The organism is Bordetella pertussis 18323 (assembly GCF_000306945.1).
Classification (GTDB): domain Bacteria; phylum Pseudomonadota; class Gammaproteobacteria; order Burkholderiales; family Burkholderiaceae_B; genus Bordetella; species Bordetella pertussis.
Genome location: NC_018518.1, coordinates 116,771 through 143,544, shown reverse-complemented (window position 1 = coordinate 143,544; position 26,774 = coordinate 116,771). Strand labels below are relative to the sequence as shown.

The window sequence follows — 26,774 nt, the reverse complement described above, 5'->3', positions numbered from 1 at the left end:
ATCAGTCACGCAGCTTGGTGTCGTCCCATTTCTTGTTTACGGAAATGCTCAACTGCGACGCTTCCATGTGTCCATCGAACATGAAGTCGTCACCGGCATCGAACGTCAAGCCGCTGATTTTGACCTTCACGCTACTGCCGAGCAGTTTTGCCAAGCCGTCGCCCAGCGCTTTTTCGATCGAACTGATGGGGTGGTCCTTGAGGACGTTGTCAGACATTCGGGACTCCTTAGTTGGATGGGCGCTTAGTTTCGCACAGCGATGCGGCAGGGATGTGCGCTCATGAGCTACGAGGTCATGAAAGCCTGCCGGCCACTGCAAATGCCTTCCTCGCCGAAGGCCGTGCTGATGGCGCTGGCCGACTATGCAGACGAGGCTGGATCTGCGTGGCCATCGATTCCCACGCTGTGCGAATACACGTGCCTGTCCGAGCGCACTGTTCACGCCGCCATCAAGTGGCTGGAACAGGCCAAGGTGGTGGTGGCCGACCGTGCCAACGGGCGCCACACAACCTACGTTGTCGATGCGAATTCCTTTCAACAACCACCGCAGCAGTTGCGCCCCCGCAGTAGCTGCACCCCCGCAAATGCCGCAGTAACCACCGCAGCGGCTGCGGTGGTACCCCCGCAAATCCCGCAGTCACCCCCGCAGCAGCTGCGGTCTAACAACCAAGAACAACCAAGGGAACAACCAGGAACAACCAATAAGCGCGTGCGCAAGCCGAAGGACTCGGGCTTCGACGCGATGAAGGTCGACCTGCCGGACTGGCTGCCAGCGGAAAGCTGGGAGCGCTGGGTCCGCCACCGCGTGCAGCTGAAAAAGCCGATCACCGAGGAAACCGCGCGCCAGCAGATCGAAGACCTGGGGACCTTCCGCGGTCAGGGCCATCAGCCGGACGACGTCATTCGGCACTGCATCGGCAAGAGCTGGCAGGGACTGTTCCCCCCGAAACAAGGCTTCGGGCCACGCCCGGCGCCTGCCGTGAGCGAGGCAGATCGCCGCAAGCAGGAATTCCTGCGCCTTGCCGGGCATGGCGGCCAGGACAACTTCACCTTGGACATGGAGCAAGCCTGATGCACAGCCGCGACGTTTCCGCCTTCGCCGAGCTGCTGGCCGGCGTCTTCGATGCCTACAACCGGCTGCCGCCGCAGCCGACCACGCAGTTGCTCTGGCTGCGCATGCTCGAGCCTTACGAGTTCCCAGCGGTGAGCGCCGCGTTCTCGCAGTACGTGGCCAACGAGGTCAAGTTCCCGCCGACGCCGGCGCAGATCCTGGCGCTGCTTGGGCACGGCACCGGCGACAGCCGGCCCACCGCTGACGAAGCATGGGCCACCGCGCTGGTGTCGCGCGACGAGGCGGAAACGGTGGTCTGGACACTGGAGACGGCGCAAGCCTTCGCGGCGTGCCGCACCGTGCTGGACCTGGGCGACGAGGTGGGCGCGCGCATGGCGTTCAAGGGCGCCTACGACCGGCTGGTGGCGCGGGCTCGCCATGATCGCCAGCCGGTGGCCTGGCAGGCATCCCTCGGTTGGGACCCCGACCGCCGCGAGCGTGCGCTGACCGCCGCCGGAACGGCCGGCCTGTTGCCGGCGCCGCACGTCGCCGCGCTGCTGCCGCCGCCTGATCCTTCGGGTGGTCTGGGCGATGACGCCGTCGCCGCCGAGAACATCGCGCGCCTGCGCAAGCTACTGGCCGGCGCGCTGTCCCCATCCGAGAAACGCCGCCGCGCCGCAGAGCAGGCCGGCCAGGCCGAGCGTGACCGCCTCGACGTCCTGAAGGCCGAGACGGCGGCCAAGGTCGCCCAGCACCAGCAAGGGGTCCGCGCATGAGCAGCTACGCCGAAGCCAGCGCCGCCGTGGGCGGCAACGAAAGCGGGGGCTATGGCGTCTGCGCTGCCTACGGCTGCTGCCTGCCGGGCACGATGACCGCCAGCACTCAGGGCGGCAAGGATTGGCACTGCCGCCTGCACTTCGGCGCGCCGCGGTCCGAGTTCGACGATATCAGCGCGCGGGTCCAGAACCGCAAGGCCCTGTTCCTGGCTGCCTACTGGCTGGTCAACCGTCCCAAGGGTGACACCGTCAGCCGCAAGGTGCGGGATCGCATCAAGGCCCTGGGCCGCGCCGACCTGCTGGAGAAGGTGCCCAGCGTGCGCGGCGTCACCGCCTACCACCTGGGCGTCCACATGCTCCGCGTGCTGGGCGACGAGTGCCGCCAGCCCCAGGAACACATGGGCACCCCGAAACGCGCCGGCCAGGGCACCACCTGGCTGGACCAGACCCAACCCGAGGAAACCGACGCATGAACGCCTCACCCAACCTCACCGACCCCTACGACCCGCTGGCCGGCACGCTGGCCAGGACGGCGATGCAGTGCCAGGCGCGCGGCTGCGACGGCTGCCTTGTGTGCAGGCAGACCGCGGCCATGCAGGTACCGCAGGACGCGCTGGAAGGCCGGCGCGCCGAAGTCCTGGCCATTGCCTGCGGGGGATACGCTCTGCCGTTGGAAGGGGGTGGTGTTTTGCCACCCCCGGGTAGCTTCGCGTGCGAGGGAGCGCCTACATCCGATCCGGCAAAAATTAACATCGAGCCCGGCGACCCCTGGGCGCGGCCTGGTGCTGAAACGCCCCGCGCCGCGGCGGAAACCCGCACCACTGTTGGGTTTGACCCTGGTGCTGGAGCTGGGCCCGCGCCAGCGCTGAACGTCAACATCCTGGCGCTGGACCTGGGCACGAAGACCGGCTACGCGCTGCGCCGGCGCGACGGCCGCATGGTGCACGGCACCGAGGAATTCACGCCGCGCGCGAGCTGGGCGCCAGGCCAGAAATGGCTGCGCTTTCGGTCTTGGCTGTCGGCGACCATCACCGAACACAGCATTACGCAGATCGCTTTCGAGGACGTCAAGCGCCATGGCCCGGGCCAGGTACTGGCCGCGCATGCCTATGGCGGCTTCCGCGCCATGCTCGAGATGGTGGCCGACCAGCACCGCGTGGCCCTGGTTCCTTTCGGCGTGGGGCAGATCAAGAAGCATTGGACCGGCTCCGGCGTGGCCAAGAAGGACGACATGCTCATGCAGGCCAAGGTGCGCGGGTTTGCCGCTGTGGACGACAACAACGCCGACGCGCTGGCGATCCTGCATCTGGCCATCGCCAAGGAAAAGCGGGAGTGGGCCGCACCGCCGGCCAAGTCCAAGACGCGGCGCACGCGAAAGGCCGGCGCCGTGGCGCACGAGCGCACAGCATGACCTGGGCCCGCCGATCCGATCGAGGTGACCCTGCCAAGGTGCTGGAGCGCCGCCAGGAGCCGCCGCCTGTGCGCAGTTGCGCTGGATGCGCGAATATCCGCCTCGTCAAGAGTGGGTTCGACGGGCGCCGCATCCTGGCCTGCGGTCATGGCATGCAGGTAGGCCAACGGTGCCGACTCTTCGAGGAGCGACGTAGCGAATGACGACACGCAAGATGCTGCTGGACCGTCTGCCGGCCGACTTCCATGCCCGCCTCGAGAACTGGGGCGAAGTCATGCGTAGCCGGCCGCATTACGCTGTCTCGCCCACCTACGAGGTATGCCGCAGGCTTGCGAAGCGGGCAGGGCAGGGCGCATGGGGAGGGGAAGAAGGCGTGCGTGAGCTCGACGAAGGCGACGCAGGCCTTATCGAGGCTGCCTGGCGCAATTCGGTCTACCGCATGCTGCATCAGCATCGCGACATCCTGCGAGCCCACTACGTGACGCGCTCCTACTGGCTGGCCACTTGCCGTGCGCTTGGCCTGCGGACACGGGAATACGACGACGTGCTAGTGCGGGCGGTAGGCAATTTCGAGGATTTTGTTGCACGCTACGCCGTTGTTGTGCATAATCCGGCCCAAGACAGACCGACTACCGTCTAACGACGTGACCCGATGCCCGCAGGCGGACGTCGCGCGTCCGGAAGAAAAAAGCCCCGAGCCAATGGCCGGGGCTTTGTCGTTGATATCGACCGCATCCTCTCCTATATTCAAAGAATTCACTCGAGGAGATGACTGTGACAAGGAAGATAATCCAAATTGCGACAGGCAATGGCCGTCCTTCCGCGGGCGGGAATGGCCCCGGTGCCGTGCCAGTAATCCCGGCGTCTGGAATCATGCTGTACGCCTTAGCAGATGATGGAACCGTGTGGCAGTTTAGCAAAGCAACTGGTCGAGAGGATCGCTGGAGCCAAGTCCCATCATCCCGCAGGATTGACAGCCACAGGATTGATCAACCGCTTTCGGGCGGTTTTTTTTTCGCCCCAGGACACCGCCCAGCCAGACGGGCGCCCGCGCGGGGGATCAAAGCGCGCGGGATTTTCTCCCCGGCCTCGTCGCCGGGTCTGGTAGACGAGAACCGCACACGCCCAGCTCGCCCCGTGGGCGGGTAAGTCGGATGGGCGCATCCTGAATCATTTTCAACGCGGAACCGATGCCTGCGGCGTCGCTCCCAGAGGGACCGCGCACTATGGCACGACCATCCAAATACCAGCCGGCGTTCGCCGAGCAGGCGGCGAAGCTATGCCGCCTCGGTGCCACCGACAAGGACCTGGCCGATTTCTTCCATGTGACCGAGCGCACGCTGAACACTTGGAAGAAGCAGATCCCCGGGTTTCTTCAGGCCCTAAATGGGGGCAAAGTCATGGCGGACGCCGAGGTGGCCGACAGGCTCTACCAACGCGCTCTGGGCTACACACACGTCGAGGACGACATCCGGGTATGCGACGGGGTGATCATCACGACGCCCACCACTAGGCACTACCCGCCGGACACGACGGCCTGCATCTTCTGGCTGAAGAACCGGCGTCCGGATCTCTGGCGCGACAAGCCGGACCCGACCAACGATGACAACGCACCGCCGCCGGTGAAGGTCGTCATTGAAGTGGTGAACACGAGCATCCCTGATGCCGACGCTTAACCAGCCCCAGGCCCGCTTCCTGGCGCTGCCGCACAAGTTCCGCGCGTTCGTCGCCGGCTTCGGCAGCGGCAAGACCTGGGTTGGCGGGGCAGGCCTGTGCCGTCACGCCTGGGAGTTCCCCCGGGTCAACTCGGGGTACTTCGCGCCGACCTACGGCCAGATCCGGGACATCTTCTACCCGACGATCGAGGAGGTGGCCCACGACTGGGGCCTGGCCGCCAAGATCAACGAGTCGAACAAGGAAGTCCATCTGTTCGCCGGCCGCAAGTACCGCGGCACGGTAATCTGCCGTTCGATGGAGAAGCCTGGCGACATCGTGGGCTTCAAGATCGGCAAAGGGCTGATCGACGAGCTGGACGTGATGAAGGCGGACAAGGCTGCGCTGGCCTGGCGCAAGATCATCGCCCGCCTGCGCCACACCGCGCCCGGGCTGCTCAACGGCGTGGACGTGACCACGACGCCCGAGGGCTTCAAGTTCGTCTACCAGCAGTTCGTCAAGCAGGTCCGCGAGCGGCCCGAGCTGGCCGCGCTGTATGGCCTGGTGCAGGCCAGCACCTACGAGAACGGCAAGAACCTGCCGGAAGACTACATCCCGTCGCTGCGCGCGAGCTACCCGCCGCAGCTCATCGCGGCGTACCTGCGTGGGCAGTTCACCAACCTGACCAGCGGTAGCGTCTACGCCAACTTCGACCGGCGCCTGCACCACACGGACGCGGCCGAGGAGCCGCACGAAGAGCTGCACATCGGCATGGACTTCAACGTGCTGAACATGACGGCCACTGTCAACGTGATACGGGCCGGCCTGCCGCTGACGGTGGGCGAGCTGACGAAGGTCAGGGACACGCCGGAAATGGCTCGGATGCTGAAGGAACGGTTCAAGGACAAGGGGCACGGCGTCACGATCTATCCGGACGCCAGCGGCGGCAACACCAGCAGCAAGAACGCGAGCGAGTCGGACCTGAGCATTCTGCGCAAGGCCGGCTTCACGGTGCGCGTGAACAGCCGAAACCCGTCCGTGAAGGACCGCATCAACGCCGTGAACGGCATGCTGCTCAACGACGAGGGCGCGCGGCGCTGGCTGGTGAACACCGACCGCTGTCCGACGCTGACCGAAGCGCTGGAGCAGCAGGTCTACGACAAGAACGGGGAGCCGGACAAGTCCACCGGGCACGACCACCCGAACGACGCCCAGGGCTATTTCCTGGTGCACCGCTACCCGATCACGCCCACCGGCATGAGTCGCATCAAACTCACAGGAACCTGATCATGCCCGTCGACAGCAAACACCCCCTCTGGCTGGCCAACCAGCCTCGATGGGAACGCTGCCGTACCGCGCTGCAGGGCCGGGACGCCGTGCACGCGGCCGGCGAGAAGTACCTGCCCAAGCTGGCAGGGCAGGACAAGGCGGAATACGACGCCTACAAGGGCCGCGCGATGTTCTACGGCGCCACGGCCCGGACCGAAGAAGCGCTGATCGGTATGGTGTTCCGCAAGGAGCCCACTGTGACGCTGCCGGCGGCACTGCAGCCGATGATCGAGGACGCCGACCTGGCGGGCACGCCGGTGGACACTTTCATCGAGAACGTGACCAAGGAGGTGATCGACGTCACCCGCGTGGGCGTGCTGGTGGATTACCCGGTGGCCAGCGGTGAGTTCATGACCGTGGGTCAGGCCCAGGCCGCCGGCATGCGCCCCTACCTGGCCACCTACAAGGCCGAAGCGATCATCAACTGGCGCACGGCACGCGTGCGCGGCGTGAATCAGCTGGTGCTGGTGGTGCTGGCCGAGTGCTACACCGACCCGAAGGACGAGTTCACCGCCGAGGAAAAGACCCAGTACCGGGTTCTGGACCTGGTGGATGGCTTCTACCGCGTGCGCATCTACCGCACCGACCTGAACACCCCGGCGTTCGAGTACACGCCGATGATGAACGGCAAGCGGCTGCCGTACATCCCTTTCGTGCTGATCGGGCGCAACGGCGAGGCGATCGACCCGCAGAAGCCGGTGCTGCTGGACCTGGTCGACGTGAACATGTCGCATTACCGCGGTACGGCCGACTACGAGCACGCGCTGCACTTCACGGCGCTGCCCACGGCGGTGGTAATCGGACACGAACTGAAGGAGGGGCAGGCCCTTAAGATCGGCTCATCGGAAGCGTGGGTATTCACCGACCCCCAAGCAGACGCGAAGTACCTGGAGTTCTCCGGCCAGGGCCTGGACAGCATCAAGGTCAGCCTGGAGCGCAAGGAGGGCATGATGGCCACCCTGGGCGCCCGCATCCTGGCGCCAGAGAAGCGCGACGCCGAGGCGGCCGAGACGGCAAAGATCCACCGCGCCGGCGAGAACAGCGTTCTGGGCGGTATTGCTCTGGGTGTGGGCCGGTCGCTGGCCAAGGCCTTCCGCTGGGCCGCCGAGTGGGCGGGTGCTGGTAGCGGCACGGTCGAGGTGAAACTGAACACCGAGTTCTTCCCCGCCGGCCTGACAGCCCAGGACCTGACCGCCTTGGTTGGTGCGCTCCAGGCTGCAGCAATCAGCCCGCAGACGTTCTACGACAACATGCGCCGTGGCAGCATCATCGACGACGGTGTGACGTTCGAGGAAGAGCAGGACCGCATCGAAGCCGCTGGCCCGGCGCTGGGCACGCTGGGAGGCCAGGATGTCAAGCCTGCAAACGGAGCTGTATGACGCGACCGTTCGGCACGCCATCGACCTGGTGCGCTACAGCAACGGGGTGGTGCGCCGGATCATTGCGCTGCTGAACCAGGTTGACTCTGACCTGGGTGAACAGATCACGCGCGCCATGGGGCGCCTGCCTGCCAGCGCGTTCACGGTGGCGCGGCTGAAAGAGCTGCTGAAGGACGTCCGCACCCTGAACGCCGAGGCGTACCAGCAGGTGCGGGGCGAGCTGGAGAAGGACCTGCGCGACCTGGCGGGCTACGAGATCGGCTACCAGGGCCAGCTATTCGACTCGCTGGGAATCGAGTTCACCACGCGCGGCGTAACGGCCGGGCAGGTGTATGCCGGTGCCATGGCACAGCCGTTCCAGGGGCGCCTGCTGCGCGAATGGATGGCCGGCCTGGAAGCAGGGCGAGCCAGCCGCATCCGCGACGCGGTGCGCATGGGCTACGTGGAGGGACAGACCATCCAGCAGGTGGTGCAGCGCGTGCGCGGCACCCGGGCGAAAGCCTACGCGGACGGCCTGCTGGAGATCGATCGGCGCAACGCGGAGGCCGTGGTGCGCACCGCCATCAGCCACACGGCAGGGTTTGCGCGGGACCGCTGGTACGACGCCAACGACGACATCGTCGGCGCGCTGGCCTGGGTCAGCACGCTGGATTCGCGCACCAGCCAGATGTGTCGGCTGCGCGACGGCCTGCGGTACGAGCCGGATTCGCACAAGCCCATCGGCCATAAGGTGCCCTGGGGCGCCGGGCCTGGCCGGCTGCATTGGCAGTGCCGCAGCACGTCGGTGCCGATCCTCAAGGGCATGGAAGATGACCCGCTCATCGGCACCCGGGCGGCGAAGGATTACCGAGACAGCGCGCGCGGGAAGGGCGAGCAGGTGCGGGCGACAACGACATATGCGGACTGGCTCCGCAGGCAGCCCGCCGCGATCCAGGACGATATCCTGGGCCCGACCCGCGGCGCGCTGTTCCGCAAGGGTGGTGTCGAGTTGGAGAGCTTCTACAACGACCGGGGCGTGTATCTCACGCTGGCCGAGCTGCGTCGCAAGGATGCTGCCGCCTTCGCCCAGGCCGGCGTAGAATAGCGTGCATGCCCCTCCACCTCGTCCCTGACGCTCCGAAGCCGGCGGAAACGGAAAAGGACCGGATCCGGAAGCGGATCAAGGCCCTGCCGAAGCCGAAAGACATGATCCAGTGCCCCCGCTGCGGTGGGCGCGAGGTCATCGAGACGCGCATCGGCGTGTTCGAGACCGCCAGGACGTGGAGTGGCGGCACGAAGGTGCTGCTGTGCGCGCTGTGCTTCATGCGAGGCGAGCGTGTCGTCTTGAAGTGATCTGACCATTACCCATAGGGCCCGCCACTGCGCGGGCCTTCTTCTTTCTAAGCCCTGCTGGCCGAGCCAGTGGGGCTTTTGCTTTTGGGGCTGAGCCCTGCAACCGTCCAGAGGACAACACCATGCCGCTTGACCGTAATGACCCCGAAGTGAAGGCCCTGTTGGAAGAGGTGGCCGCTGAGGCTACCGAGGCGCTGAGCGCCAAGAACAAGGAACTGCTCGCCGAGCTGCGCGCGGCGAAGGCGAAAGCCAAGGGTTCCGAGATCGACCCCGAAGAGCATGCCCGCCTCCAGACCCAGGTCGAGGAGCTGACCGGCAAGCTCGACAAGGTGACGAAGGACAGTGCTCGCCAGATCGAGAAGCTGACCAAGGACCTGGCCGAAAAGGACGACGCCCTGACTCAGCACCTGATCGATAGCGGTCTGTCCACCGCGCTGGCCAAGGCTGGTGTGGCGCCGCACTTCATGGACGCCGCCAAAGCGATGCTGCGCGGGCAGGCGGCCATCAAGGACGGCGCTGCGGTTATCGGCGACAAGCCGCTGGCCGATCACGTCACCGAGTGGGCCGGTACGGATCAGGGCAAGCACTTCGTCACCGCGCCCGCGAACAGCGGCGGCGGCGGCCAGGGCGGAAACAGTGGTGGTAAGTGCACGGGCAACATGGGTGGCTCGCGCGAGGATCGTGTGGCAGCTCTGAAGGTAAAATTCCCTGAGCTTGCGGGATGATCCCGCATAACCATAAAGGAATATTCATGTCTATCTCGCAGATGCAGGTTTTCAACAAGTACTTTATGCCCGCGATCATCGAGACGCTAGGGCAGCAGATCCAGAAATTCAATGCTGCCTCGCGCGGCGCGATCATGCTGACCACGGCCGGCTTCGAAGGCGACTTCCTCCAGGAATCGTTCTACCAAGCCATCCACGGTGCCCGTCGTCGGGTCGATCGCTACGCTGCTAATGGCAGCGCCTCGCCCACCGATCTGACTCAGCTGAAGCATAGCTCGGTGAAGGTCGCCGGCGGCTTCGGTCCGATCCGGTATGAGCCGTCGCAAATGACATGGCTGGAGAAGCCCACGGCGGAGGGTATCGAGGTAGCTTCGCGCAACTTCGCCGAGGCGCTCTTGCAGGATCAGCTGAATACCGCCATCGCCGCGCTAGTTGTGAACTGTCAATAGGTTGTATTCGTCCAGGTTGAGTCTGGAGATGGGTACAGCGCGCCCGATGCCTTGGTGGGGTCGATGCCAGTTGTAGTGGTGTAGCCAGGATTTCATGGCATCGGCTCGGTGTTGGGAGTTCTGGTAGGTGTGAGCGTAAGCCCACTCACGCAAGGCCGACTGGATGAAGCGTTCGGCCTTGCCATTGGTCTGTGGGCGGTAAGGTCGGGTAAAGCGGTGCTTGATGCCCAGCTCATGGCACAGCGCGGCGAAGGCGCGGCTGCGAAAGGCCGAGCCATTGTCGGTGAGCAAGCGCTGGATGGTCACGCCCAGGCGCTGGTAGTAGGCCACTGCGTCCTTGAGGAACTGGACGGCGCTGGGGAAGCGCTCGTCGGGGTGGATGTCGGTGAAGGCCACGCGGGCGTGGTCATCGATGGCCACGAAGACGAAGTCCCAGCCGGCCCCCTCAACGGTATCGCGTCGGTTGCCCGTGACCCGGTGGCCAGGGCGCTGGATACGTCCCAGCTTCTTGATGTCGATGTGCAGCAGATCGCCGGGGGCCTGATGCTCGTAGCGCACCACCGGCTCGGCCGGCTCCAGGTCGGCCAGGTGCGACAGACCGGCGCGGGCCAGGACGCGGCTGACGGTGCTGGCTGACACGCCCAGCGCCTGGGCGATGCGCGCTTGGGTCAGCCGCTTGCGGCGCAGCTCCACGATAGCCAGCGCCTTGGCCGGCGCAATCGCTCGGGGCGAGACCGTCGGGCGCGAGGACGCATCGGCCAAGCCCGCCTGGCCCTGAGCCAGGAAGCGGCCCAGCCATTTGCGCACAGTCGGCGCGGTGACCCCATAGGCGCGGGCCGCTTCAGGCACACAAACTTGATGGGCGATCAATTGCTGGACCATTTCGAGTCGACGTAGGAAGGTCAATCGGGCATGCTTATGGGTGTTCATCCGGCCGGGCTCCTTGAGTGAACTGGGGAGTTGGCGATTTCCAGTTTCTCAAATCCGGTTCGGATGAACCATGCATACAACCTATTGAATCTTCACAACTAGCGTCCAGCTGGGCGTGCGGCTGAATCTGGGCGAGCCCTTGTCGCGGCAATTGCGCCGCGGCGCGCAGGACACGGCCCCGCCATTCGACAGGGGCGCACGCCTGCAGGATTTCGTCCGGCGCGAGAACCGCATCGTGCTCGATACGCGGCGCAAGAAAATCGTCCTGGCGCTGCGCATTGCCGAGGTTCGCACCGACCCGGCCACCGGGCGCATTACCGTGTACGGCGTCACCGAGCCCTTGGCCGACGTGCAGCTCTGGCTGCCCGACGGGACGGCGACGAGCGTGCGCGCCAATGCGGCGGGCGGCTTCGAGGCAAGCTCGGCCGGCGATATGACGAGCGGACTGATACGGGCGCGCGCCACCGACCGTTACGGCGATACCAGCCAGGAGGTTACCTACGCCTATACCGATACGGTCGACAAGACCGCCCCGGTCCTGAGCATTGCAGGGGTGGCCACGGATGAGGCTACCGGACGCGTCACGGTCACGGGCCGCAGCGAGCCGGACGCGCAGGTCACGATCCGGTTTCCCGGCGGCGGCCGCAAAACGGTGCGCGCCGACGCCAACGGCGCTTACCGTGTGCGCTCGGATGGCGACTTGCCGGCCGGCGTGATCGTGGTGCAGGCCGCCGACGCGGCCGGCAACAGTACCCAGGCGCAGCAGGCCTATCAGGACACGGTCGACAGGACGGCGCCGGAGCCGGTCCAGATCGCGCTCGATACCGATGCCGCGACGGGACGCTTGACCGTCAGCGGCCAGGCCGAGCCGGGCGGCAGCGTGACGGTCACCTGGCCCGACGGCACGACGCAGACCGTCCGGGTCGATGCGGATGGCGGCTTTCGCGTCACGTCTGCCGGCGACGCGGCGCAGGGCGATGTCGTGGTGGTGGTGGCCGATCAGGCCGGCAATCGCGCCGCGCCGGTCCGGGCGCACTATGCCGATCCCGTCGACCGAACCGCGCCGATGACGCCGACGGTGCGTCACGCCACCGATGCGCAGACCGGGCGGGTCACCGTGATGGGCCGGACCGAAGCCGGCGCGCTGGTGACGGTGCAATTCCCCGATGGCAGCAGCAAGACGGTGCGGGCGCAGAATGATGGCGGCTATGCCGCCACGTCCGATACCGACATGGTGTCCGGGCCGATCGTGGTGAGCGCGGGCGATGCGGACGGCAACCGGACGCCCGCGCAGCAGGTGATGTACACCGATACGCTGGACAAGACGGCGCCGGCGTCGCCGTCGCTGACGGTGCGCGAGGATGCGGCCAGCGGCCGCGCGACCGTCACCGGGCAGGCCGAGCCGGGCGCTGCGGTGCGGGTGGTCTTTCCGAATGGCGAAGCGCAGACGGTGACGGCGGGCTCGGACGGCGCCTATAGCGTGACGTCCACCGCCGATATGGTGGCGGGCGAGATCACGGTGGTTGCGGCCGACGCGTCGGGCAACCAGAGCGCGCCGGCGCGGACGGTGTTTGCCGATGCCGTGGACAAGACCGCGCCGGCCGCGCCCACGCTTGCGTTGAGCGAGGCGGCCGACAGTGGGCGCTTGACGGTCAGCGGCCGCACCGAGCCTGGCGCGTCGGTGCGGGTGACGTTTCCCGATGGCGAGACGGTCACCGTTACCGCCAAGGCCGACGGCACCTACACGGCGACCTCGCGCGCCGACATGATCGGCGGCAACGTGACGGTTGTCGCGACCGACACGGCGGGCAATGCGGCGGCGCCGGTGCGCGCCGCCTACGCGGACACGGTCGATCGGACGCCGCCGGTTCTCGATACGCCGGTCTTGAACGTGGCCTCGGACTCCGGGCGGGTGACCGTCACCGGCGTCACCGAGCCGGGCGCGCGCGTGCAGGTGGCGATCCCCGGCGAGTCGCTGCAGACCGTGACCGCCGATTCGGCGGGCCGGTACCGCGCGGTGTCGCCGGGCGATGTGCTGCAAAGCGGCACGGTGCGGGTGATCGCGACCGATGCGCATGGCAACGCGAGTGCGCCCCGGGACGTGCCCTATCAGGACGCGGTCGACCGGACCGCTCCGCCGCTGACGATCGAGGCGGCGGTGGAGCAGGCCCGGACGGGCGTTGTGAACGTGTCGGGCAAGACCGAGCCCAATCTGATGGTCAGCGCGACCTTCCCGGATGGCCAGACGGCGCAGGCGCGCGCCGATGGGCAGGGCCGTTATCAACTGGCGTCTCCGGCCGATGTGGCGCGATCCGGAAGGATTGCCGTGTCGGCCAGCGATGCCGCGGGCAATCGCGCCGCCGCCAGCGCCGAGTTCACCGACCAGGTCGACAAGACGGCGCCGGCCGTGACGATACGCGCGGTGACCGAGCAGGCGGGGACCGGCGTGGCGACGGTGTCGGGCGCGACCGAGCCTGGCGCCACGGTCAGCGTTACCTTCCCCGACGGGCAGGTGGCGCGGGCCACCGCGGACCGTTCGGGGGCGTATACGGTGCATTCGGCGCGCGATGTGACGGCACGCGGCAATATTTCCGTCATCGCGACCGACGCCGCGGGCAACGCCAGCCCGTCCGTGAGCCGGCAGTTCAGCAATACGGTTGCCGACACGGTGCCGCCGTCGTTGACGATCGCCATGGTGACTACCGACCCCGGCAATGGCCGCATTACGGTGTCGGGGGTTACCGAGGCCGGCGCGCGGGTCCATGTCGTGTTCCCGGGCGGCGCTTCGGATACGGTCACCGCGGATTCCAAGGGCGGCTATCGCGCGACGTCGGCGGGCGACGTGGGCAGCGGCGCCGTGACCGCACAGGCCACCGACGCGAGCGCAAACCGGTCGCCGCTGAAGACCTACGCCTACACCGACGCCTGGCAGCCGCGCCAATTGTCGGCGAAGGACTTCAGCCAGTCGAGGTACTTCGTGCCGTTGACCACGCGAGGCGGTACGGACAATGAGCCGCTGCTGCGCATCACGACGAACCAGCAGATTCCCACGGCCGAGCTGCGCGTTGCGCTCAAGCCCTACAAGACCGAGGACCGTGCCGGCCGGCTGGTGCGCGAGGCCATCACACTGAAGTGGGGCAACGCGCCCGGGGTGGGCGGCGATGCGCGGGCCTTGCATTTCTACGTGCCGGACTCGGCCAAGGCCAAGCTGCGTAAGGAACTTACCGAAGTAGAGCGTTCGAACGACTACAAGTTCTGGATCGAATTCACGGATACGCGGTTTGGCGGCGTGGCGCGTCTTTACATCAAGGTGATCTCCACCTTGTGACGGCGCGCCTCTGGATGACGCAGGCCCGGGCCGATGCACCGGCCCGGGCCTGCCTGTCCGCGCAGGAATAGATTCAGAATGCTTTGAATCGTTTTGCAATATTTTTTCCGCTGCCCCGCCCGGCAATTGCTTATGATCCGGCATTCCCACAATAACAAGCATCGCCATGGGGCAAGCATTCGCGGCCTTATCCGTCTGGCAGGTCATGGGGTATGGCCTGGTTTTCTTCGGTGGCATCTACCTGTTGTTCGGCGCGGCCACATGGCTGCTGACCCAACGCGTGCTGCCCGCCCTGGGCGTGGGCCGGCCGCTCGATCCGCGGCCGTTGGGTCCCGGGCAGTGGCGGCGCGAATTCCTCCAGTCCGGTCTGTCCGTCCTGATTTTCGGCCTGGGCATGGTGTTTCCGTGGGGCCTGGTGCAACTGGGCTGGGCGCGGCTCGACGACGCCGCCGGCCCATGGCGCATCGTCGCCGAAATCCTGGTGCTGGTGATCTGGAACGACGTGCATTTCTGGATCAACCACCGCCTGCTGCATACCCGGTTGCTGAGGCGCTTTCACCTGCCGCACCACCGCTCGGTGGTGACCACGCCGTTCTCGACCTACAGCTTCCATCCGATCGAAGCGCTGATGCTGGGCAACGTCATCCTGCTGCCCATGGTGGTACATGATTTCAGCTTCTAGTCGCTGCTGTCGGTGCCGCTGTTCAGCCTGTTCTTCAATTGCGTGGGCCACGCCAACTACGATTTCTTCCCCGGTGTTTCGTACGCGCACTGGTTCGCGGCCAGCCGCAGGCATCACCTGCACCATGCCTGCTACCAGGGCAACTTCGGCTTCCAGTTCACCTTCATGGACAGACTGTTCGGCACGCGCCTGGGCGCCGACGCCGCGCAGGGCCAACTGGCCGCTTATCGCACGCGGGGCGCGGTTGGTTCGGCCCGCTGAATGGCTGCGCCATCGGCGCGACTGGCAGAGCGTTCTGTATCTGGCCGCGCTGCCGGCGCTGGCCGCCTGGCAATGGGTGCACGGCTGGCATTGGGCGCTGTACGCGCCGATGCTGTTCCTGACCCTGGGGGTGGGCGTCATCCACCACAACCATGCGCACCGGCGCATGTGGCGCCCGCGCTGGCTCAACCGCCTGACGGACTTCTGGCTGACCCTGCTGCAGGGCCATCCGACCTTTGTCTTTCATGCCGCGCACAATGCCAACCACCACCGTTACAAGCACGGTCCGCGGGATGTCGCGCGCACCTATCGTTTCGGCGGCGACACCAATCATCTGGCCGGCTACCTGCTGCACCCCTTGCAGGCCGTCGTCGTGCTGTATCCGCTGTTTCTCGCCTCGCTGCGCCGGTTGCGATCCCGCCGGCCGGGCGTGTGGCGCTATTGCCTGCGCCAATATGCGGCATGGCTGGGGCTGTGGGGCGGACTGCTGGCGCTCGACCCGGGCAAGGCCTTCTGGCTGGTGATCGTGCCGCAGCTGCATGGCCTGCATTGGCTGCTGGCCACCAACTACCTGCAGCACGCCCACGCCGACGGGGGGCCGGGGCGTCACGCGGCGCTGAGCTACGCACGCAATTTCGAGGGCTGGGTCAACCCATTGTTGTTCAACATTGGCCTGCACACGGCCCACCATGAAAACCCGCGCGCGCATTGGTCCGAGTTGCGCGCGCTGCACTGGCAGCATTACCGTGACCGCGTGCCATCCCGCCTGAACGAGCGCGGGCTGGCGCCGTACATGGCGCGCGTGTTCGTGCTCGGACTGTTCTCGCGGCGCTGCCGCACGCATACGCTGATGCGGCCCTAGCCGCCCATTTCCTTTGCCACACACCAGAATCCGTCATGCCCGTTGCCTTTGATCGCGTCTATCTGCACAGCGCCGGTTATTTCATGCCCGGCGAGCCGGTCGATAACGATGCGATGGACCAGTACATCGCGCCGCTGAACCGTATTTCCGGCCGCATCAAGAACCGCATCCTGGCCGAGAACGGCATCAGGCAGCGCTACTACGCGATCGACCCGGAGGGCCGCACGCGCTGGAGCAATGCGCAGCTGGCCGCGCAGGCCATCCAGGCCTGCCTGGCGCGCGGCGACGTCGACCTGTCACAGGTCTCGCTGCTGGCCAGCGGCTCGTCGGGCGGCGATACGCTCATGCCCGGGTTCGCCAACATGATCCAGGGCGAACTGTCCGCCGCGCCGCTCGAGACCCTGTCCGTGCACGGCATCTGCGCGGCCGGCGTGGGCGCCATCCAGGCGGCCGCGCAGGGTATCGAGCTGGGTGCGCACCGGCGCGCGCTGGCGGTGGCCAGCGAGCTGCCTTCGCGTCTGTTCAAGCGTTCGCGCTTCGCGGCGCCGGGCTACGACGCCGACTTCGACGCGCATTTCCTGCGCTGGATGCTGTCCGATGGCGCGGGCGCCATGCTGTTGGGCGATGCGTCCCAGCCGCTGGCCGGCGCCGCCAACGGCGTGCGGCTGCGCCTCAAATGGATACACCAGCGCTCGTTCTCGGGCGACTATCCGGTGTGCATGCAACTGGGACAGTCCGCCGGCGGGCAGGCGCATCTGGACTATGGCTCGTGGTCCGAGGCCGAGGCGGCCGGCGCGCTGCTGCTGCGCCAGGATATCCTCCTGCTGCCGCACCTGTTCGATATCGGCATCCACGAATACGCCAAGCTGGTGCATGACGGCTGGGTCGATCCGCGCCAGGTCAGCCATTTCCTGTGCCATTACTCGTCCGAGAAGTTCATCCCGGTGGTCGAGGACCTGATGGACAAGGCCGGCCTGGCCATCGCGCGCGAGCGCTGGTTCAGCAACCTGGCGTGGCGCGGCAACACCGGCGCGGCTTCCATTCTCATCATGCTGGCGGAGTTCCTGCAGACGCGTACCGTGCAGCCTGACGAACAGATCTTCTGCTATATCCCCGAATCGGGCCGCTTCATGGCCGCCTACATGCTGCTGCAGGCCGAAGGGCCCGACGAGACCGCGCAGCCGGCGCGCGCGCGCGCCGTGCCGGCCGCCGCGCCGGCCGGCGAGGTCGATTTCATCGCGCCGCCGCACGACCCGGCCCATGCGCCGCAGGGGCTGGAGCCGCTGCTGGGCGAGCTGGCCGCCATCATCACGAAAGGTTCCATTTTTTTCCGCGCATGGACGCTTTCGGTGCGGTTGCCTGCCAGGGAAGCGCTCCGCATCGCATGGACGAGGGGCGCCGGGGCCGGCTGGACGCATGGACCGCGGCATCTTGCCGGTAGTTGGGAATTGCGGCGCGGCGCGCTTGGCAAGGGTGCCATGCCGGACCACAATACGGCGCAGCGCCGCACACCGAATGCGGCCTCAAGGAGACAAATCCATGTGCGCCACCGCCGTCGATACCGGCATGGAGTTCGACTACATCATCGTGGGCGCCGGCTCGGCCGGCTGCGTGCTGGCCAATCGCCTGTCGGCCGATCCATCCGTGCGTGTGCTGTTGCTGGAAGCCGGCGGCGCCGATTCCTGGCACTGGATCCACATCCCGGTCGGCTACCTGTATTGCATCGGCAACCCGCGCACCGACTGGTGCTATCGCACCCAGGCCGATCCGGGTCTGAACGGGCGCAGCCTGGGCTATCCGCGCGGCCGCGTGCTGGGCGGCAGCTCCCCCATCAACGGCATAATCTACATGCGCGGCTAGCTGTGAAGATTCAATAGGTTGTATGCATGGTTCATCCGAACCGGATTTGAGAAACTGGAAATCGCCGATCCCCCAGTTCACTCAAGGAGCCCGGCCGGATGAACACCCATAAGCATGCCCGATTGACCTTCCTACGTCGACTCGAAATGGTCCAGCAATTGATCGCCCATCAAGTTTGTGTGCCTGAAGCGGCCCGCGCCTATGGGGTCACCGCGCCGACTGTGCGCAAATGGCTGGGCCGCTTCCTGGCTCAGGGCCAGGCGGGCTTGGCCGATGCGTCCTCGCGCCCGACGGTCTCGCCCCGAGCGATTGCGCCGGCCAAGGCGCTGGCTATCGTGGAGCTGCGCCGCAAGCGGCTGACCCAAGCGCGCATCGCCCAGGCGCTGGGCGTGTCAGCCAGCACCGTCAGCCGCGTCCTGGCCCGCGCCGGTCTGTCGCACCTGGCCGACCTGGAGCCGGCCGAGCCGGTGGTGCGCTACGAGCATCAGGCCCCCGGCGATCTGCTGCACATCGACATCAAGAAGCTGGGACGTATCCAGCGCCCTGGCCACCGGGTCACGGGCAACCGACGCGATACCGTTGAGGGGGCCGGCTGGGACTTCGTCTTCGTGGCCATCGATGACCACGCCCGCGTGGCCTTCACCGACATCCACCCCGACGAGCGCTTCCCCAGCGCCGTCCAGTTCCTCAAGGACGCAGTGGCCTACTACCAGCGCCTGGGCGTGACCATCCAGCGCTTGCTCACCGACAATGGCTCGGCCTTTCGCAGCCGCGCCTTCGCCGCGCTGTGCCATGAGCTGGGCATCAAGCACCGCTTTACCCGACCTTACCGCCCACAGACCAATGGCAAGGCCGAACGCTTCATCCAGTCGGCCTTGCGTGAGTGGGCTTACGCTCACACCTACCAGAACTCCCAACACCGAGCCGATGCCATGAAATCCTGGCTACACCACTACAACTGGCATCGACCCCACCAAGGCATCGGGCGCGCTGTACCCATCTCCAGACTCAACCTGGACGAATACAACCTATTGACAGTTCACAGCTAGCCCGCCGCCGCATGGCCGAGCGTCCACACACCGTGCGGCGATTTGCCGACACGCACCTGCTGGCTCACCTTTTTGGTCTCCAGGTCGATCACGGTCAGCTTGCTGGCCCAGCGCGAGGTCACCAGCAGCATCTTGCCGTCGGCCAGCACATCCATGCAATCGGGGCCGCCCGGCGCCGGATAGCTGTCCACCACTTCCAGCGTCTGCATATCGATGCGGCTGATCGTGTTGGCGGCGCGGTTGCTGACGAACAGATGGCGGCCGTCGCCCTGCGCGCGGAACGCATGCGCGCCGGCGCCGGTCTTGATGCGCCTGACCAGCCGCGCCGGGCTGACAGTCAGGTCATAGGCCTCGACATAGCTGTCGCCGGTCAGCGCCACCAGCAGGATCTTGTCGTCGCCGGTGACGAACACGTCGGCGGGCGTCTTGCCGACCGGGATGGTCCACAGCGGCGCCTGCGTGCCCAGGTCGATGGCGATCAACTGGTCGCTGTCCTGCAGCGTCACATAGGCGACGCGGCTGCCGCTGTCGATGGCGATATGGCTGGGCGTCCTGCCGGCCGGGATGCGGCGGGCCAGCTTCAGGTCAAACTCCTCGGGCCGCCGTTCCCAGCTGTAGATATCGATATGGTCAAGCCGGTTGGCCGCCGTGACGAACCACTTCATGTCCGGCGAGAAACGCAGATGGTAGGGATCGACGATGCCGGTCAGGGTGTGCTGCACCGCGCCGGTACGCGGATCGAGCAGCGTGATGGTGTCGCTCATGGCGTTGGCCACCATCAGGGACTGCTCGTCCGGCGTCAGGTACAGATGGTGCGGCTCCTTGCCGGTCGGCACGCGGCGCATTTCGGCATAGGTCTGCGAATCGATGATGCTGACATCCGCATTGAGCGAATTGAGCACGAAAATCGGCGTCGCCATCGCCGAGACACAGCAGGCCAACCCTGCGCCGGCGAGGGCGCAACGGACCATATGCAGGGGGTTCAAGATCGCTCGACCGCAAAAGGAATAATCGACGGGGCACGACCGGCTGCATCGTCAGGCGGTCCGGCGATATTGTGGCATAGCGGCATGCCGAAAAGCGCGCCGCCGCGAGCCGCGCCGGCAAACCCCGCCGCTTGTTGCGGGCCGGCAACAGCGTGGGCGGCGCAGCCCCATCGCCGGCCTGGCCGGACGCCTCAGCCGTCCCGGCCGGGCGGCGCCACGGAAGCGCCCTGGATGCCATGGCGCGCCAGCGCCTGGGCGACGAAACCGTTGCCCTTCATGCTCTCGACGAAGGCATCCAGGCAGGCGGCGGCCGCGTCGCCGCGCGCCTTGGGCAGGCCCATCGCCTGCCTGATCACCATGAAGCGTCCCGGCAGCAGCCGCACGCCGCCCACGCGCCGCGCGTCGGCCTGCAACTGCTGCTTGACGCCGGCAGCCACGTCCAGCCGCCGGGCCAGGAAGGTGTCGACCACCGCCTGCGAGCTGGCCGCGCGCACGATCTCGGCATGCTGCAGGGCGCGCGTCAGGTGCAGGTCATAGGCGCTGCCCTTGCCCACGGTGACGCGCTTGCCGGCTCGGTCGACGTCTTCGTTAGCCTGCAGCGGGGAGTCGTCGCGCACCAGATAGGCCCCTTCGATCAATACATAGGAGCCGGTGAAGGCAATGCCCGCGCCGCGCGCCGGATCGATGGCGAAAAACCCGATATCGGCTTCTTCCCGGGTGACGGCGTCGACCGACTGCCCGGCGGTGTCGAACACCCGCAGTTCGATGCCAGCGTTCAGGCGCCGGGCGAATTCCCGCGCCAGGTCGACCGACACGCCGACGGCCTGGCCGGCCGCATCGGTGCCGGCCAGGATGGGGTTGCCCAGGTTGATGGCGGCGCGCAACTTGCCGGCAGGCAGGAAAGCCGGGCGCAATTCGGGGTCGATCATCATGGCGGCGCTCGCAGGACGGGGCCGCGCCGCCAGGGCGCGGCCGGATTGAGGTCGAACGCCTATTCTATCTACTCGGGTGCCTGCCCCGTACGAGGACTGCCACCCGCAAACTTCTCCGGGGTGCCTGCCCCCGCAGGAATCCATGTGCCTGTCCCCGCTGGGACAGGCACCCCGGCACCCCGGGCACCCCGCAGCACCCCCCGGCACCCGCCCGTCAGGCCGCGGCCGCCAGCGGATGCTGGAAGGTGAAGCTGTCCGCGTACAGATGGTCCAGGCTGGCGCCGCGCTCGGCGAAACGGTGCTTGGCCTGCGCGATCATGGTCGGCGACCCGCACAGGTAGAGCGCGTGCTCGGAAAGGTCGTCGAAGTCCTGCAGCACCGCATCCTGCACATAGCCGCTGCGGCCCCGCCAGCCGGCGTCGGGGCGCGACAGCACCGGCACGAAATCGAACTCGTACAACCGGCCCTGCCATGACGCGATGGCGTCGCGCAGGTACAGGTCGGCTTCGGTGCGCATGCCCCAGTACAGGCTGACCGGCGGACACTCGTCGTCGTCCAGCAGGGATTCCAGCATGGCCTTGATCGGCGCCAGCCCGGTGCCGGTGGCCACCATCACCAGCGGCCGGTAATCCTGCTCGTGATAGCAGAAAGTGCCCAGCGGCGCCTCGATCTCCAGCGGCGCGCCCGCCTGCGCGGCGGCCAGCCAGCGGTCGGTGAAGCGCCCGCCGGCGATGCGGCGCACGTGGAAATCCAGCCGCCCATGGCGCGGGTCGGAGGCCATCGAGAAACTGCGTGTCTGCCCATCGGGCAGCACGATGTTCATGTATTGCCCGGCGCGGTAGTCCGGCCACTGGTCGGGATCGACCTCCAGCGCCAGGTGCGTCACATCGCTGCACAGCGGCGCGATGTGCGCCACGCGGGCGGCGATGCGGCGCGGCTCGGCGAAGGACGGCCCGCTGGCCACGCTGATCTCCAGGTCGGAGCAGGCGCGCGCCTGGCACACCAGGGCATAGCCGCACGCCGCCTCTTCCTCGCTCAGCGCCATGGGCGGCTCTTCGTATTCGACCCTGCCCTCCAGCAGCTTGACGCGGCACGTGCCGCAGCCGCCGAAGGTGCATTCGTGCGCCATCCGGACGTTGGCGCGCGTGGCGGCGTCCAGCACCGACTCGCCGGGCTCGGCGCTGAACTGCTCGCCGGTTTCCATCAGATGAATGCGATAAGCCATGGCCGTTCCAGGGTGCGTCTACTTCTTGATGTCGGCGGCGACCATCACCTTCATGCCGCGCTCGGCCAGCATGTCGGCCAGCGCCTGCAGCGCCGCCACGCCAGCCTTGGTGTCCTGCTCGCCGTTGCCGCCGCTCAGGCCGACGCCGCCGATGACCTCGTCATCGACCACGATGGGAAACCCGCCCACGAACACGGCGAACTTGCCCTCGAAGCTCCACTGGATGCCGAAGGCTTCGTTGCCCGGCAAGGCCGGGCCGTTGGGCGGCGTGTTGAAAAGGTGCGTCGAGCGCTTGTGGCCGGCGGCGGTGAACGCCTTGTTCCAGGCAATCTGCGGACCGGTGATGCGCGCGCCATTCATGCGCTCCAGCGCGATGGGATAGCCGCCGTCATCGACGATGCAGATCGATTCCAGCACGCCGATTTCCTCCGACTTGGCGATCGCGGCCTGGATCATGACGCGTGCTTCTTCCAATTCCAATCGATAGATCTGTTTCATGTCGTCCCTTCAAACGTGTGGGGTTCAGCCGGCGCGGTAGACCGTCTTGATCTGGGTATAGAACTCCAGCCCAATGCGGCCCGACTCGCGGAACGTCGAGGTGCTGGAGCGCTTCAGGCCGCCGAACGGCGCATTGATCAGGTTGCCCGTGGTGGTGCGGTTGATCTTCACCGTGCCGGCCTGGATATCGCGCGCGAAACGGTGCGCGTACTGCGCATTGGTGGTGGCGATGGCCGCGGCCAGGCCGTATTCGGTGTCGTTGGCCTTGGCGATGGCGTCTTCATAGCCATTGACCTCGATCAGCGCGATGACCGGCCCGAAGATCTCCTCGCGGGCGATGCGCATCTGCTGCGTGACGTCGGCAAAGACCGCCGGGGTGAGGTAGTAGCCGCGTTCGTAGCCCGGGCCTTCCAGCCGTTCGCCGCCACACAGCAGCCGGGCCTCCTGCTTGCCCACCTCGATGTAGCGCATCACCGATTCGAGCTGCCTGGCGGTGGCCAGCGGACCCAGGTCGAAACTGCCTTCCAGGCTGTTGCCCACTTTCAGGGCCTTGACCTTGGCCAGCAGCTTCTCGGTGAAGGCCGCCTTGACCGGCGCGTCCACCAGCACGCGGCTGGTTCCCGTGCAGGCCTGGCCGCTGAGCGAAAAACCGCCCTTGACGACCAGATCCACGGCGCGGTCCAGGTCGGCATCGGCCATGACGATCAGCGGGTTCTTGCCGCCCAGCTCCATTTGCGTGCGGGTGGTCATGTCCACCGAGCGGTGGATCTGCTCGCCCGCCGCGGTCGAGCCGGTGAACGACACCGCGCGCACCTGCGACGCCTGGGTGATCGCCGCGCCGATGGCCGAGGCGCTGCCGGTCACCAGGTTCAGCACCCCGGGCGGCAGGCCCGCCTGCTCGAACGCCTCGACCAGGCGCAGGCCGGACAGCGGCGCATCCGAGGAAGGCTTGAACACCACGGTATTGCCGGTGATCAGCGCCGGGGCGATCTTGCGCGCCGGGATCGACACCGGGAAGTTCCACGGCGAGATCACCGTCACCACGCCCAGCGGCTCGCGCTGGCTGTACACGACCATGTCCGGATCGTCGTTGACGAAGGTTTCGCCGCTGAACGACTGGCCCTCGGCCGCGTAGAAGCGGATGGTCTGCGCCGAGCGCAGGACTTCGTCCTTGGCCAGGTTCAGCGCCTTGCCTTCCTCGCGCGTCAGCTCGCGGCCGAACTGCTCGGCGTGCGCCTCCAGGTAGTCGGCGGCGCGCTGCATCAGCGCGGCGCGCTTGGACACGGCCAGGTTGCGCCAACCGTCGAAGGCGGCCTGCGCGGCGGCCACCGCCGCGGCCGCATCCTCGGCCTGCGAGGCCTGGAAGCGGCCCACGATGTCGTCGGTGTCGGCCGGGTTTACGTTGGGATAGGTCTTGCCCGCGGCGCAGGCGACCCATTGCCCGCCGATATAGTTCTTGAACTCGTGGTTCCGGAGATCTTCCACATCAGACCTTTCAGGTTGCGGGCGCCGCCTCGCGGCGGGGCGCGGTTCAGGCGGCCAGCTTCAGCTTGTCCAGCGACAGCTCGTGCTGCACATAGTCGGTATACAGGGCGGTGGTATAGAGCAGCCGCATCTGGGCGCCGACTTCGCAGATCCGCAGGCAGCGCTGCTGCAGCTCGGGCGTGTTGGCATGCTCGAGCACGATCTGGTAGCCGCGTTCGCCGTGGATCTCGTCCGAGACGATGTGCAGGTCGAAGAACTCGACTTCCTCGTCGGTGAAGCCGTACTTCTCGCGCAGCGTGGGCGTCTGCTTGCGGTAGATCGACGGCACCTGCGACTCCAGGCCGACCACCAGGCCCGCCACCGCCACGATGGGGTCCTCGCGCATGGCGACGGCATAGCACCAGCTCTGCAGGCCGCGCGTGGTGGGCGACATGTTGTCGGGGCTGACCACGCGCTCGCGCGTGGTGCCGCAGGCCTCGGCGAAGCGGATCAGCAGGTCGGTATGGCGGTCGCCGCCGATTTCCTCTTCATACATATTGGCCAGCAGGAAGTCCTTGGCCTCGGTATAGGTGTCGGGCGTACGGCCATAGATATAGGCCAGGTAGTCGGCGAACGGGCCGACATAGTGGTAGTGGTTCTCGGCCCAGCGCGCCAGGTGTTCGCGGCTGAGCTGGCCGCTGGCCCAGGCGATGCTGAACGGCGATGCGTTGGCGCTCTTGCCCTTGATGGCGTTTTCCAACGCACTGCGGAATTCTTCTCGGCTCATCAAATCCGACATGGTCTGCTCCTTGTAGATAGCGCTGGCGCGAAGCGCGCTGGCGAGAATGTTTATATATTGTATACTGTAAGCACTAAATAAAAGCCCGGGAAAACCCGCACCCCGGGCGCGACGCCGCTTCAGGACCAGATCAGGATGGCGGCAATCGTGGACACGCTCAGGGCCAGCAATACCGGCAGCATCAGGGCGCGCACCATGTCCAGCACGTGCACGCGGGCAAAGCCGGCCACCGCGATCAGTGAGGACCAGGCGATCAGCGTGCCGCCGCCGGTCCATACGGCGCCCATCTGGCCCACCGCGGCCAGCGTCGCCGGGTCGATGCCCACCACCGGGCCCAAGGCGCCGGACAGGGTGCCGGTCAGCGGCAGGCCGGCGAACCCCGAGCCGTCGATGCCCGTCACCATGCCCACCAGCAGCACGCCGAAGGCGACCAGGTAGTGGTTTTCCGGAATCAGGTGCTGGGCGGCGCTGATCAGGTCGAACAGCAGGCCCGGCGCATGGCCGGATTCCAGCCCCAGGATGGGCGCGGCGGTCTCGGCCGCGCCGATGAAGAAGAAGCCGGCGATGGGCAGCACCGAGCCCATGGCGCGGAACGCGAACACAAAGCCGTCGGTGACATGCTCGGGGCAGACATCGAGCATGCGGCGCGGCCCTTCGGCCGCCAGCGTGGCCAGCATCATCAGCATGAACGCCACCCCGCCCACCAGCGCGGCCGCGTCGCCGCCGCGCAGCGCCGGCAGGCCGGGCACCAGCCGCGGCAAGGCCATCAGCGCGATCACGCCCAGGAAAGCGATGGGCGTGATCAGCGCAAAAGCGCGCGACCAGCCAGCCAGGCGCGCCTCGGCCCCGCCCTTGACCGGCTGGCTGGCGCCGCGCGCCAGCTCGGCCTTGTCGAACGAACCCGAACCCTCGATGCGCTCCAGCTCGCCATCCTGCGCGCGCGCCTGCCAGGCCGCCAGCAGCGCCGTATCGCCCGGCACGATGTGCTTGCGCATGAACAGGTAGGTCATCACCAGGGCGATCGCGCCCGTGATGACCGACAGCACCAGCGCCCGGTCGGCCACCACCGCGGCGCTCACCGCCGCGCCCGCCGCCTTGGCGCTGATCCCCGGCGCCACGCCGATGACATATTCGGACGACAGGGCCATGCCCTGCCCGGCGATGGCGATCGCCATTGCGCCCGCCAGCGGCGGCAGGCCGGCCGCCACCGCCGCCGGCAGCAGGATGGCGCACACCAAGCGGCACCGCCGGCGTGGGCCAGAAGAACAGGGACAGGCCATAGGTACAGCCGGCCAGGATCAGGAACGAAGCGTGCCCGTTGGTCATGACGCGGCGCAAGGGCTGCACCATGCGCACGTCGGCCTGCAGCACCTTCAGCGCATTGAGCAGCGCCGTCATGAAGGTGATCACCAGGAAAATATTGAACAGCTCCTTGGCCGCCACGAAGCTGGCGGTGAAAATGCCCACCAGCGCCTGGATGGGACTGCCCGTGAAAGCCAGCACGACCAGGAAGGTGCCCAGCACCGACGGAACCACGACATTGGCCCGCAAGACCATCGTCAGAATGATGGCCACCACACTGAGCAGGTACACCCAATGGGCGGCGCCCAGCACGACATCCGACTGCATACCGCTTCCCCTTGTCCACGCACGGGCTGGAGCCCGCGCTCAAACTGTATACTATATTTAGTTTGATTTCCCTCAAAGCGGAAAGCCGGAAAAACTAGGGAATACGATAGCGCCGCCTACCAAACAGGGGCTGTTTTTTCGAGGGATAACCCGTAAAAAGCCCC

Annotated in this window: 23 protein-coding genes and 4 pseudogenes; 18 read left to right on the top strand and 9 right to left on the bottom strand. The window is 66.9% G+C overall.

Annotation, left to right across the window (positions count from 1 at the left end):
• Position 1: 1 nt before the first annotated feature.
• Entirely contained in the window at positions 2-217 is a 216-nt protein-coding gene (locus BN118_RS20350) for a hypothetical protein (RefSeq protein WP_033452948.1), read from the bottom strand.
• Positions 218-280: 63 nt separating this feature from the next.
• Between BN118_RS20350 and BN118_RS00650 the strand changes: the two genes are divergently transcribed.
• The 12 genes from BN118_RS00650 to BN118_RS00595 all read left to right on the top strand — a co-directional run bounded on the left by BN118_RS00650 (position 281) and on the right by BN118_RS00595 (position 10,105).
• Positions 281-1,072 carry a helix-turn-helix domain-containing protein gene (locus BN118_RS00650; protein WP_015063594.1) on the top strand — a complete coding sequence of 264 codons (792 nt, stop codon included), beginning with the start codon at positions 281-283 and terminating at the stop codon, positions 1,070-1,072.
• Positions 1,072-1,827: a replicative helicase loader/inhibitor gene (locus BN118_RS00645; protein WP_014905402.1), complete on the top strand. Its 756-nt coding sequence runs from the start codon at positions 1,072-1,074 to the stop codon at positions 1,825-1,827. The genes BN118_RS00650 and BN118_RS00645 overlap by 1 nt, the downstream gene beginning before the upstream one ends.
• Positions 1,824-2,300, top strand: a complete 477-nt coding sequence (locus BN118_RS00640) for a phage protein (protein WP_014905401.1) — start codon at positions 1,824-1,826, stop codon at positions 2,298-2,300. Before BN118_RS00645 ends, BN118_RS00640 begins: the two co-directional genes overlap by 4 nt.
• A complete protein-coding gene (locus BN118_RS19255) occupies positions 2,297-3,238 on the top strand; it encodes a RuvC family protein (RefSeq protein ID WP_227914932.1) in 942 nt (313 codons plus the stop codon). The genes BN118_RS00640 and BN118_RS19255 overlap by 4 nt, the downstream gene beginning before the upstream one ends.
• 199 nt (positions 3,239-3,437) lie before the next feature.
• Positions 3,438-3,878 (top strand): hypothetical protein, encoded by a 441-nt coding sequence (locus BN118_RS00630; protein ID WP_014905398.1) that lies wholly within the window; start codon positions 3,438-3,440, stop codon positions 3,876-3,878.
• A 550-nt stretch (positions 3,879-4,428) separates the two neighbouring features.
• Positions 4,429-4,914 carry a transposase gene (locus BN118_RS00625; protein WP_019247942.1) on the top strand — a complete coding sequence of 162 codons (486 nt, stop codon included), beginning with the start codon at positions 4,429-4,431 and terminating at the stop codon, positions 4,912-4,914.
• Positions 4,901-6,178 (top strand): terminase large subunit, encoded by a 1,278-nt coding sequence (locus tag BN118_RS00620; protein WP_010931447.1) that lies wholly within the window; start codon positions 4,901-4,903, stop codon positions 6,176-6,178. Before BN118_RS00625 ends, BN118_RS00620 begins: the two co-directional genes overlap by 14 nt.
• Before the next feature lie 2 nt (positions 6,179-6,180).
• On the top strand, positions 6,181-7,599 hold the full coding sequence (locus BN118_RS00615) for a DUF4055 domain-containing protein (protein ID WP_010931446.1): 1,419 nt from the start codon (positions 6,181-6,183) through the stop codon (positions 7,597-7,599).
• Positions 7,571-8,683, top strand: a complete 1,113-nt coding sequence (locus BN118_RS00610; RefSeq protein ID WP_019247943.1) for a phage minor head protein — start codon at positions 7,571-7,573, stop codon at positions 8,681-8,683. Before BN118_RS00615 ends, BN118_RS00610 begins: the two co-directional genes overlap by 29 nt.
• A gap of 5 nt (positions 8,684-8,688) precedes the next feature.
• Positions 8,689-8,931, top strand: coding sequence for a hypothetical protein (locus BN118_RS00605; protein WP_014905397.1), 243 nt, complete (start codon positions 8,689-8,691; stop codon positions 8,929-8,931).
• Positions 8,932-9,053: 122 nt separating this feature from the next.
• Positions 9,054-9,656: a hypothetical protein gene (locus BN118_RS00600; RefSeq protein ID WP_010931443.1), complete on the top strand. Its 603-nt coding sequence runs from the start codon at positions 9,054-9,056 to the stop codon at positions 9,654-9,656.
• Positions 9,657-9,682: 26 nt separating this feature from the next.
• Complete coding sequence (locus BN118_RS00595) at positions 9,683-10,105, top strand: major capsid protein (protein WP_023853182.1); 423 nt, start codon at positions 9,683-9,685, stop codon at positions 10,103-10,105.
• On the opposite strand, the gene BN118_RS00590 is transcribed toward BN118_RS00595, so the two are convergent.
• Positions 10,085-11,035 carry an IS481-like element IS481 family transposase gene (locus tag BN118_RS00590; RefSeq protein ID WP_005012808.1) on the bottom strand — a complete coding sequence of 317 codons (951 nt, stop codon included), beginning with the start codon at positions 11,033-11,035 and terminating at the stop codon, positions 10,085-10,087. The genes BN118_RS00595 and BN118_RS00590 overlap by 21 nt on opposite strands.
• Positions 11,036-11,384: 349 nt before the next feature.
• On the opposite strand from BN118_RS00590, the gene BN118_RS00585 reads away from it, so the two are divergent.
• From BN118_RS00585 to BN118_RS00565, 6 genes and pseudogenes are all read left to right on the top strand, one after another.
• Positions 11,385-14,363, top strand: a complete 2,979-nt coding sequence (locus BN118_RS00585) for an Ig-like domain-containing protein (RefSeq protein WP_041166240.1) — start codon at positions 11,385-11,387, stop codon at positions 14,361-14,363.
• Positions 14,364-14,529: 166 nt separating this feature from the next.
• A pseudogene (locus BN118_RS00580) lies at positions 14,530-15,306 on the top strand (sterol desaturase family protein).
• Positions 15,290-16,168, top strand: coding sequence for a fatty acid desaturase (locus tag BN118_RS00575; protein ID WP_003818344.1), 879 nt, complete (start codon positions 15,290-15,292; stop codon positions 16,166-16,168). Before BN118_RS00580 ends, BN118_RS00575 begins: the two are co-directional and overlap by 17 nt.
• A 35-nt stretch (positions 16,169-16,203) precedes the next feature.
• A pseudogene (locus BN118_RS00570) lies at positions 16,204-17,475 on the top strand (3-oxoacyl-[acyl-carrier-protein] synthase III C-terminal domain-containing protein); the annotation flags it as partial.
• A 232-nt stretch (positions 17,476-17,707) separates the two neighbouring features.
• Positions 17,708-18,025: pseudogene (locus BN118_RS19310) on the top strand (GMC family oxidoreductase N-terminal domain-containing protein); the annotation flags it as partial.
• A gap of 101 nt (positions 18,026-18,126) precedes the next feature.
• On the top strand, positions 18,127-19,077 hold the full coding sequence (locus BN118_RS00565) for an IS481-like element IS481 family transposase (RefSeq protein WP_005012067.1): 951 nt from the start codon (positions 18,127-18,129) through the stop codon (positions 19,075-19,077).
• Here BN118_RS00565 and BN118_RS00560 read toward each other — a convergent pair.
• From BN118_RS00560 to BN118_RS00530, 7 genes and pseudogenes are all read right to left on the bottom strand, one after another.
• On the bottom strand, positions 19,074-20,063 hold the full coding sequence (locus BN118_RS00560) for a YVTN family beta-propeller repeat protein (protein ID WP_080019408.1): 990 nt from the start codon (positions 20,061-20,063) through the stop codon (positions 19,074-19,076). The two genes, BN118_RS00565 and BN118_RS00560, sit on opposite strands and share 4 nt — an antisense overlap.
• Positions 20,064-20,254: 191 nt before the next feature.
• Positions 20,255-20,995 (bottom strand): ABC transporter substrate-binding protein, encoded by a 741-nt coding sequence (locus BN118_RS00555; RefSeq protein WP_014905395.1) that lies wholly within the window; start codon positions 20,993-20,995, stop codon positions 20,255-20,257.
• A gap of 214 nt (positions 20,996-21,209) precedes the next feature.
• The gene (locus tag BN118_RS00550) at positions 21,210-22,220 is read right to left on the bottom strand and encodes a 2Fe-2S iron-sulfur cluster-binding protein (RefSeq protein ID WP_003817846.1); all 1,011 of its coding nucleotides are present in this window, start codon (positions 22,218-22,220) and stop codon (positions 21,210-21,212) included.
• 18 nt (positions 22,221-22,238) lie between these two features.
• Complete coding sequence (locus BN118_RS00545) at positions 22,239-22,718, bottom strand: GlcG/HbpS family heme-binding protein (RefSeq protein WP_003815416.1); 480 nt, start codon at positions 22,716-22,718, stop codon at positions 22,239-22,241.
• Positions 22,719-22,742: 24 nt separating this feature from the next.
• Entirely contained in the window at positions 22,743-24,203 is a 1,461-nt protein-coding gene (locus BN118_RS00540) for an aldehyde dehydrogenase family protein (RefSeq protein WP_010929761.1), read from the bottom strand.
• A 46-nt stretch (positions 24,204-24,249) separates the two neighbouring features.
• Positions 24,250-24,981 carry a TenA family transcriptional regulator gene (locus tag BN118_RS00535; protein ID WP_003815418.1) on the bottom strand — a complete coding sequence of 244 codons (732 nt, stop codon included), beginning with the start codon at positions 24,979-24,981 and terminating at the stop codon, positions 24,250-24,252.
• A gap of 119 nt (positions 24,982-25,100) precedes the next feature.
• Positions 25,101-26,610: pseudogene (locus BN118_RS00530) on the bottom strand (hypothetical protein).
• Positions 26,611-26,774: the final 164 nt, after the last annotated feature.

What these genes read in the sequence shown, in the direction of transcription:
- BN118_RS00595 (WP_023853182.1), top strand. Translation starts at nt 9,683, where the DNA reads ATGTCTATCTCGCAGATGCAGGTTTTCAACAAGTACTTTATGCCCGCG.
- BN118_RS00550 (WP_003817846.1), bottom strand. Translation starts at nt 22,220, where the DNA reads ATGGCTTATCGCATTCATCTGATGGAAACCGGCGAGCAGTTCAGCGCC.
- BN118_RS00620 (WP_010931447.1), top strand. Translation starts at nt 4,901, where the DNA reads ATGCCGACGCTTAACCAGCCCCAGGCCCGCTTCCTGGCGCTGCCGCAC.
- BN118_RS00555 (WP_014905395.1), bottom strand. Translation starts at nt 20,995, where the DNA reads ATGATGATCGACCCCGAATTGCGCCCGGCTTTCCTGCCTGCCGGCAAG.
- BN118_RS00640 (WP_014905401.1), top strand. Translation starts at nt 1,824, where the DNA reads ATGAGCAGCTACGCCGAAGCCAGCGCCGCCGTGGGCGGCAACGAAAGC.
- BN118_RS00650 (WP_015063594.1), top strand. Translation starts at nt 281, where the DNA reads ATGAGCTACGAGGTCATGAAAGCCTGCCGGCCACTGCAAATGCCTTCC.
- BN118_RS20350 (WP_033452948.1), bottom strand. Translation starts at nt 217, where the DNA reads ATGTCTGACAACGTCCTCAAGGACCACCCCATCAGTTCGATCGAAAAA.
- BN118_RS00535 (WP_003815418.1), bottom strand. Translation starts at nt 24,981, where the DNA reads ATGTCGGATTTGATGAGCCGAGAAGAATTCCGCAGTGCGTTGGAAAAC.
- BN118_RS00600 (WP_010931443.1), top strand. Translation starts at nt 9,054, where the DNA reads ATGCCGCTTGACCGTAATGACCCCGAAGTGAAGGCCCTGTTGGAAGAG.
- BN118_RS00565 (WP_005012067.1), top strand. Translation starts at nt 18,127, where the DNA reads ATGAACACCCATAAGCATGCCCGATTGACCTTCCTACGTCGACTCGAA.
- BN118_RS00590 (WP_005012808.1), bottom strand. Translation starts at nt 11,035, where the DNA reads ATGAACACCCATAAGCATGCCCGATTGACCTTCCTACGTCGACTCGAA.
- BN118_RS00615 (WP_010931446.1), top strand. Translation starts at nt 6,181, where the DNA reads ATGCCCGTCGACAGCAAACACCCCCTCTGGCTGGCCAACCAGCCTCGA.
- BN118_RS00605 (WP_014905397.1), top strand. Translation starts at nt 8,689, where the DNA reads ATGCCCCTCCACCTCGTCCCTGACGCTCCGAAGCCGGCGGAAACGGAA.
- BN118_RS00610 (WP_019247943.1), top strand. Translation starts at nt 7,571, where the DNA reads ATGTCAAGCCTGCAAACGGAGCTGTATGACGCGACCGTTCGGCACGCC.
- BN118_RS19255 (WP_227914932.1), top strand. Translation starts at nt 2,297, where the DNA reads ATGAACGCCTCACCCAACCTCACCGACCCCTACGACCCGCTGGCCGGC.
- BN118_RS00630 (WP_014905398.1), top strand. Translation starts at nt 3,438, where the DNA reads ATGACGACACGCAAGATGCTGCTGGACCGTCTGCCGGCCGACTTCCAT.
- BN118_RS00625 (WP_019247942.1), top strand. Translation starts at nt 4,429, where the DNA reads ATGCCTGCGGCGTCGCTCCCAGAGGGACCGCGCACTATGGCACGACCA.
- BN118_RS00545 (WP_003815416.1), bottom strand. Translation starts at nt 22,718, where the DNA reads ATGAAACAGATCTATCGATTGGAATTGGAAGAAGCACGCGTCATGATC.
- BN118_RS00645 (WP_014905402.1), top strand. Translation starts at nt 1,072, where the DNA reads ATGCACAGCCGCGACGTTTCCGCCTTCGCCGAGCTGCTGGCCGGCGTC.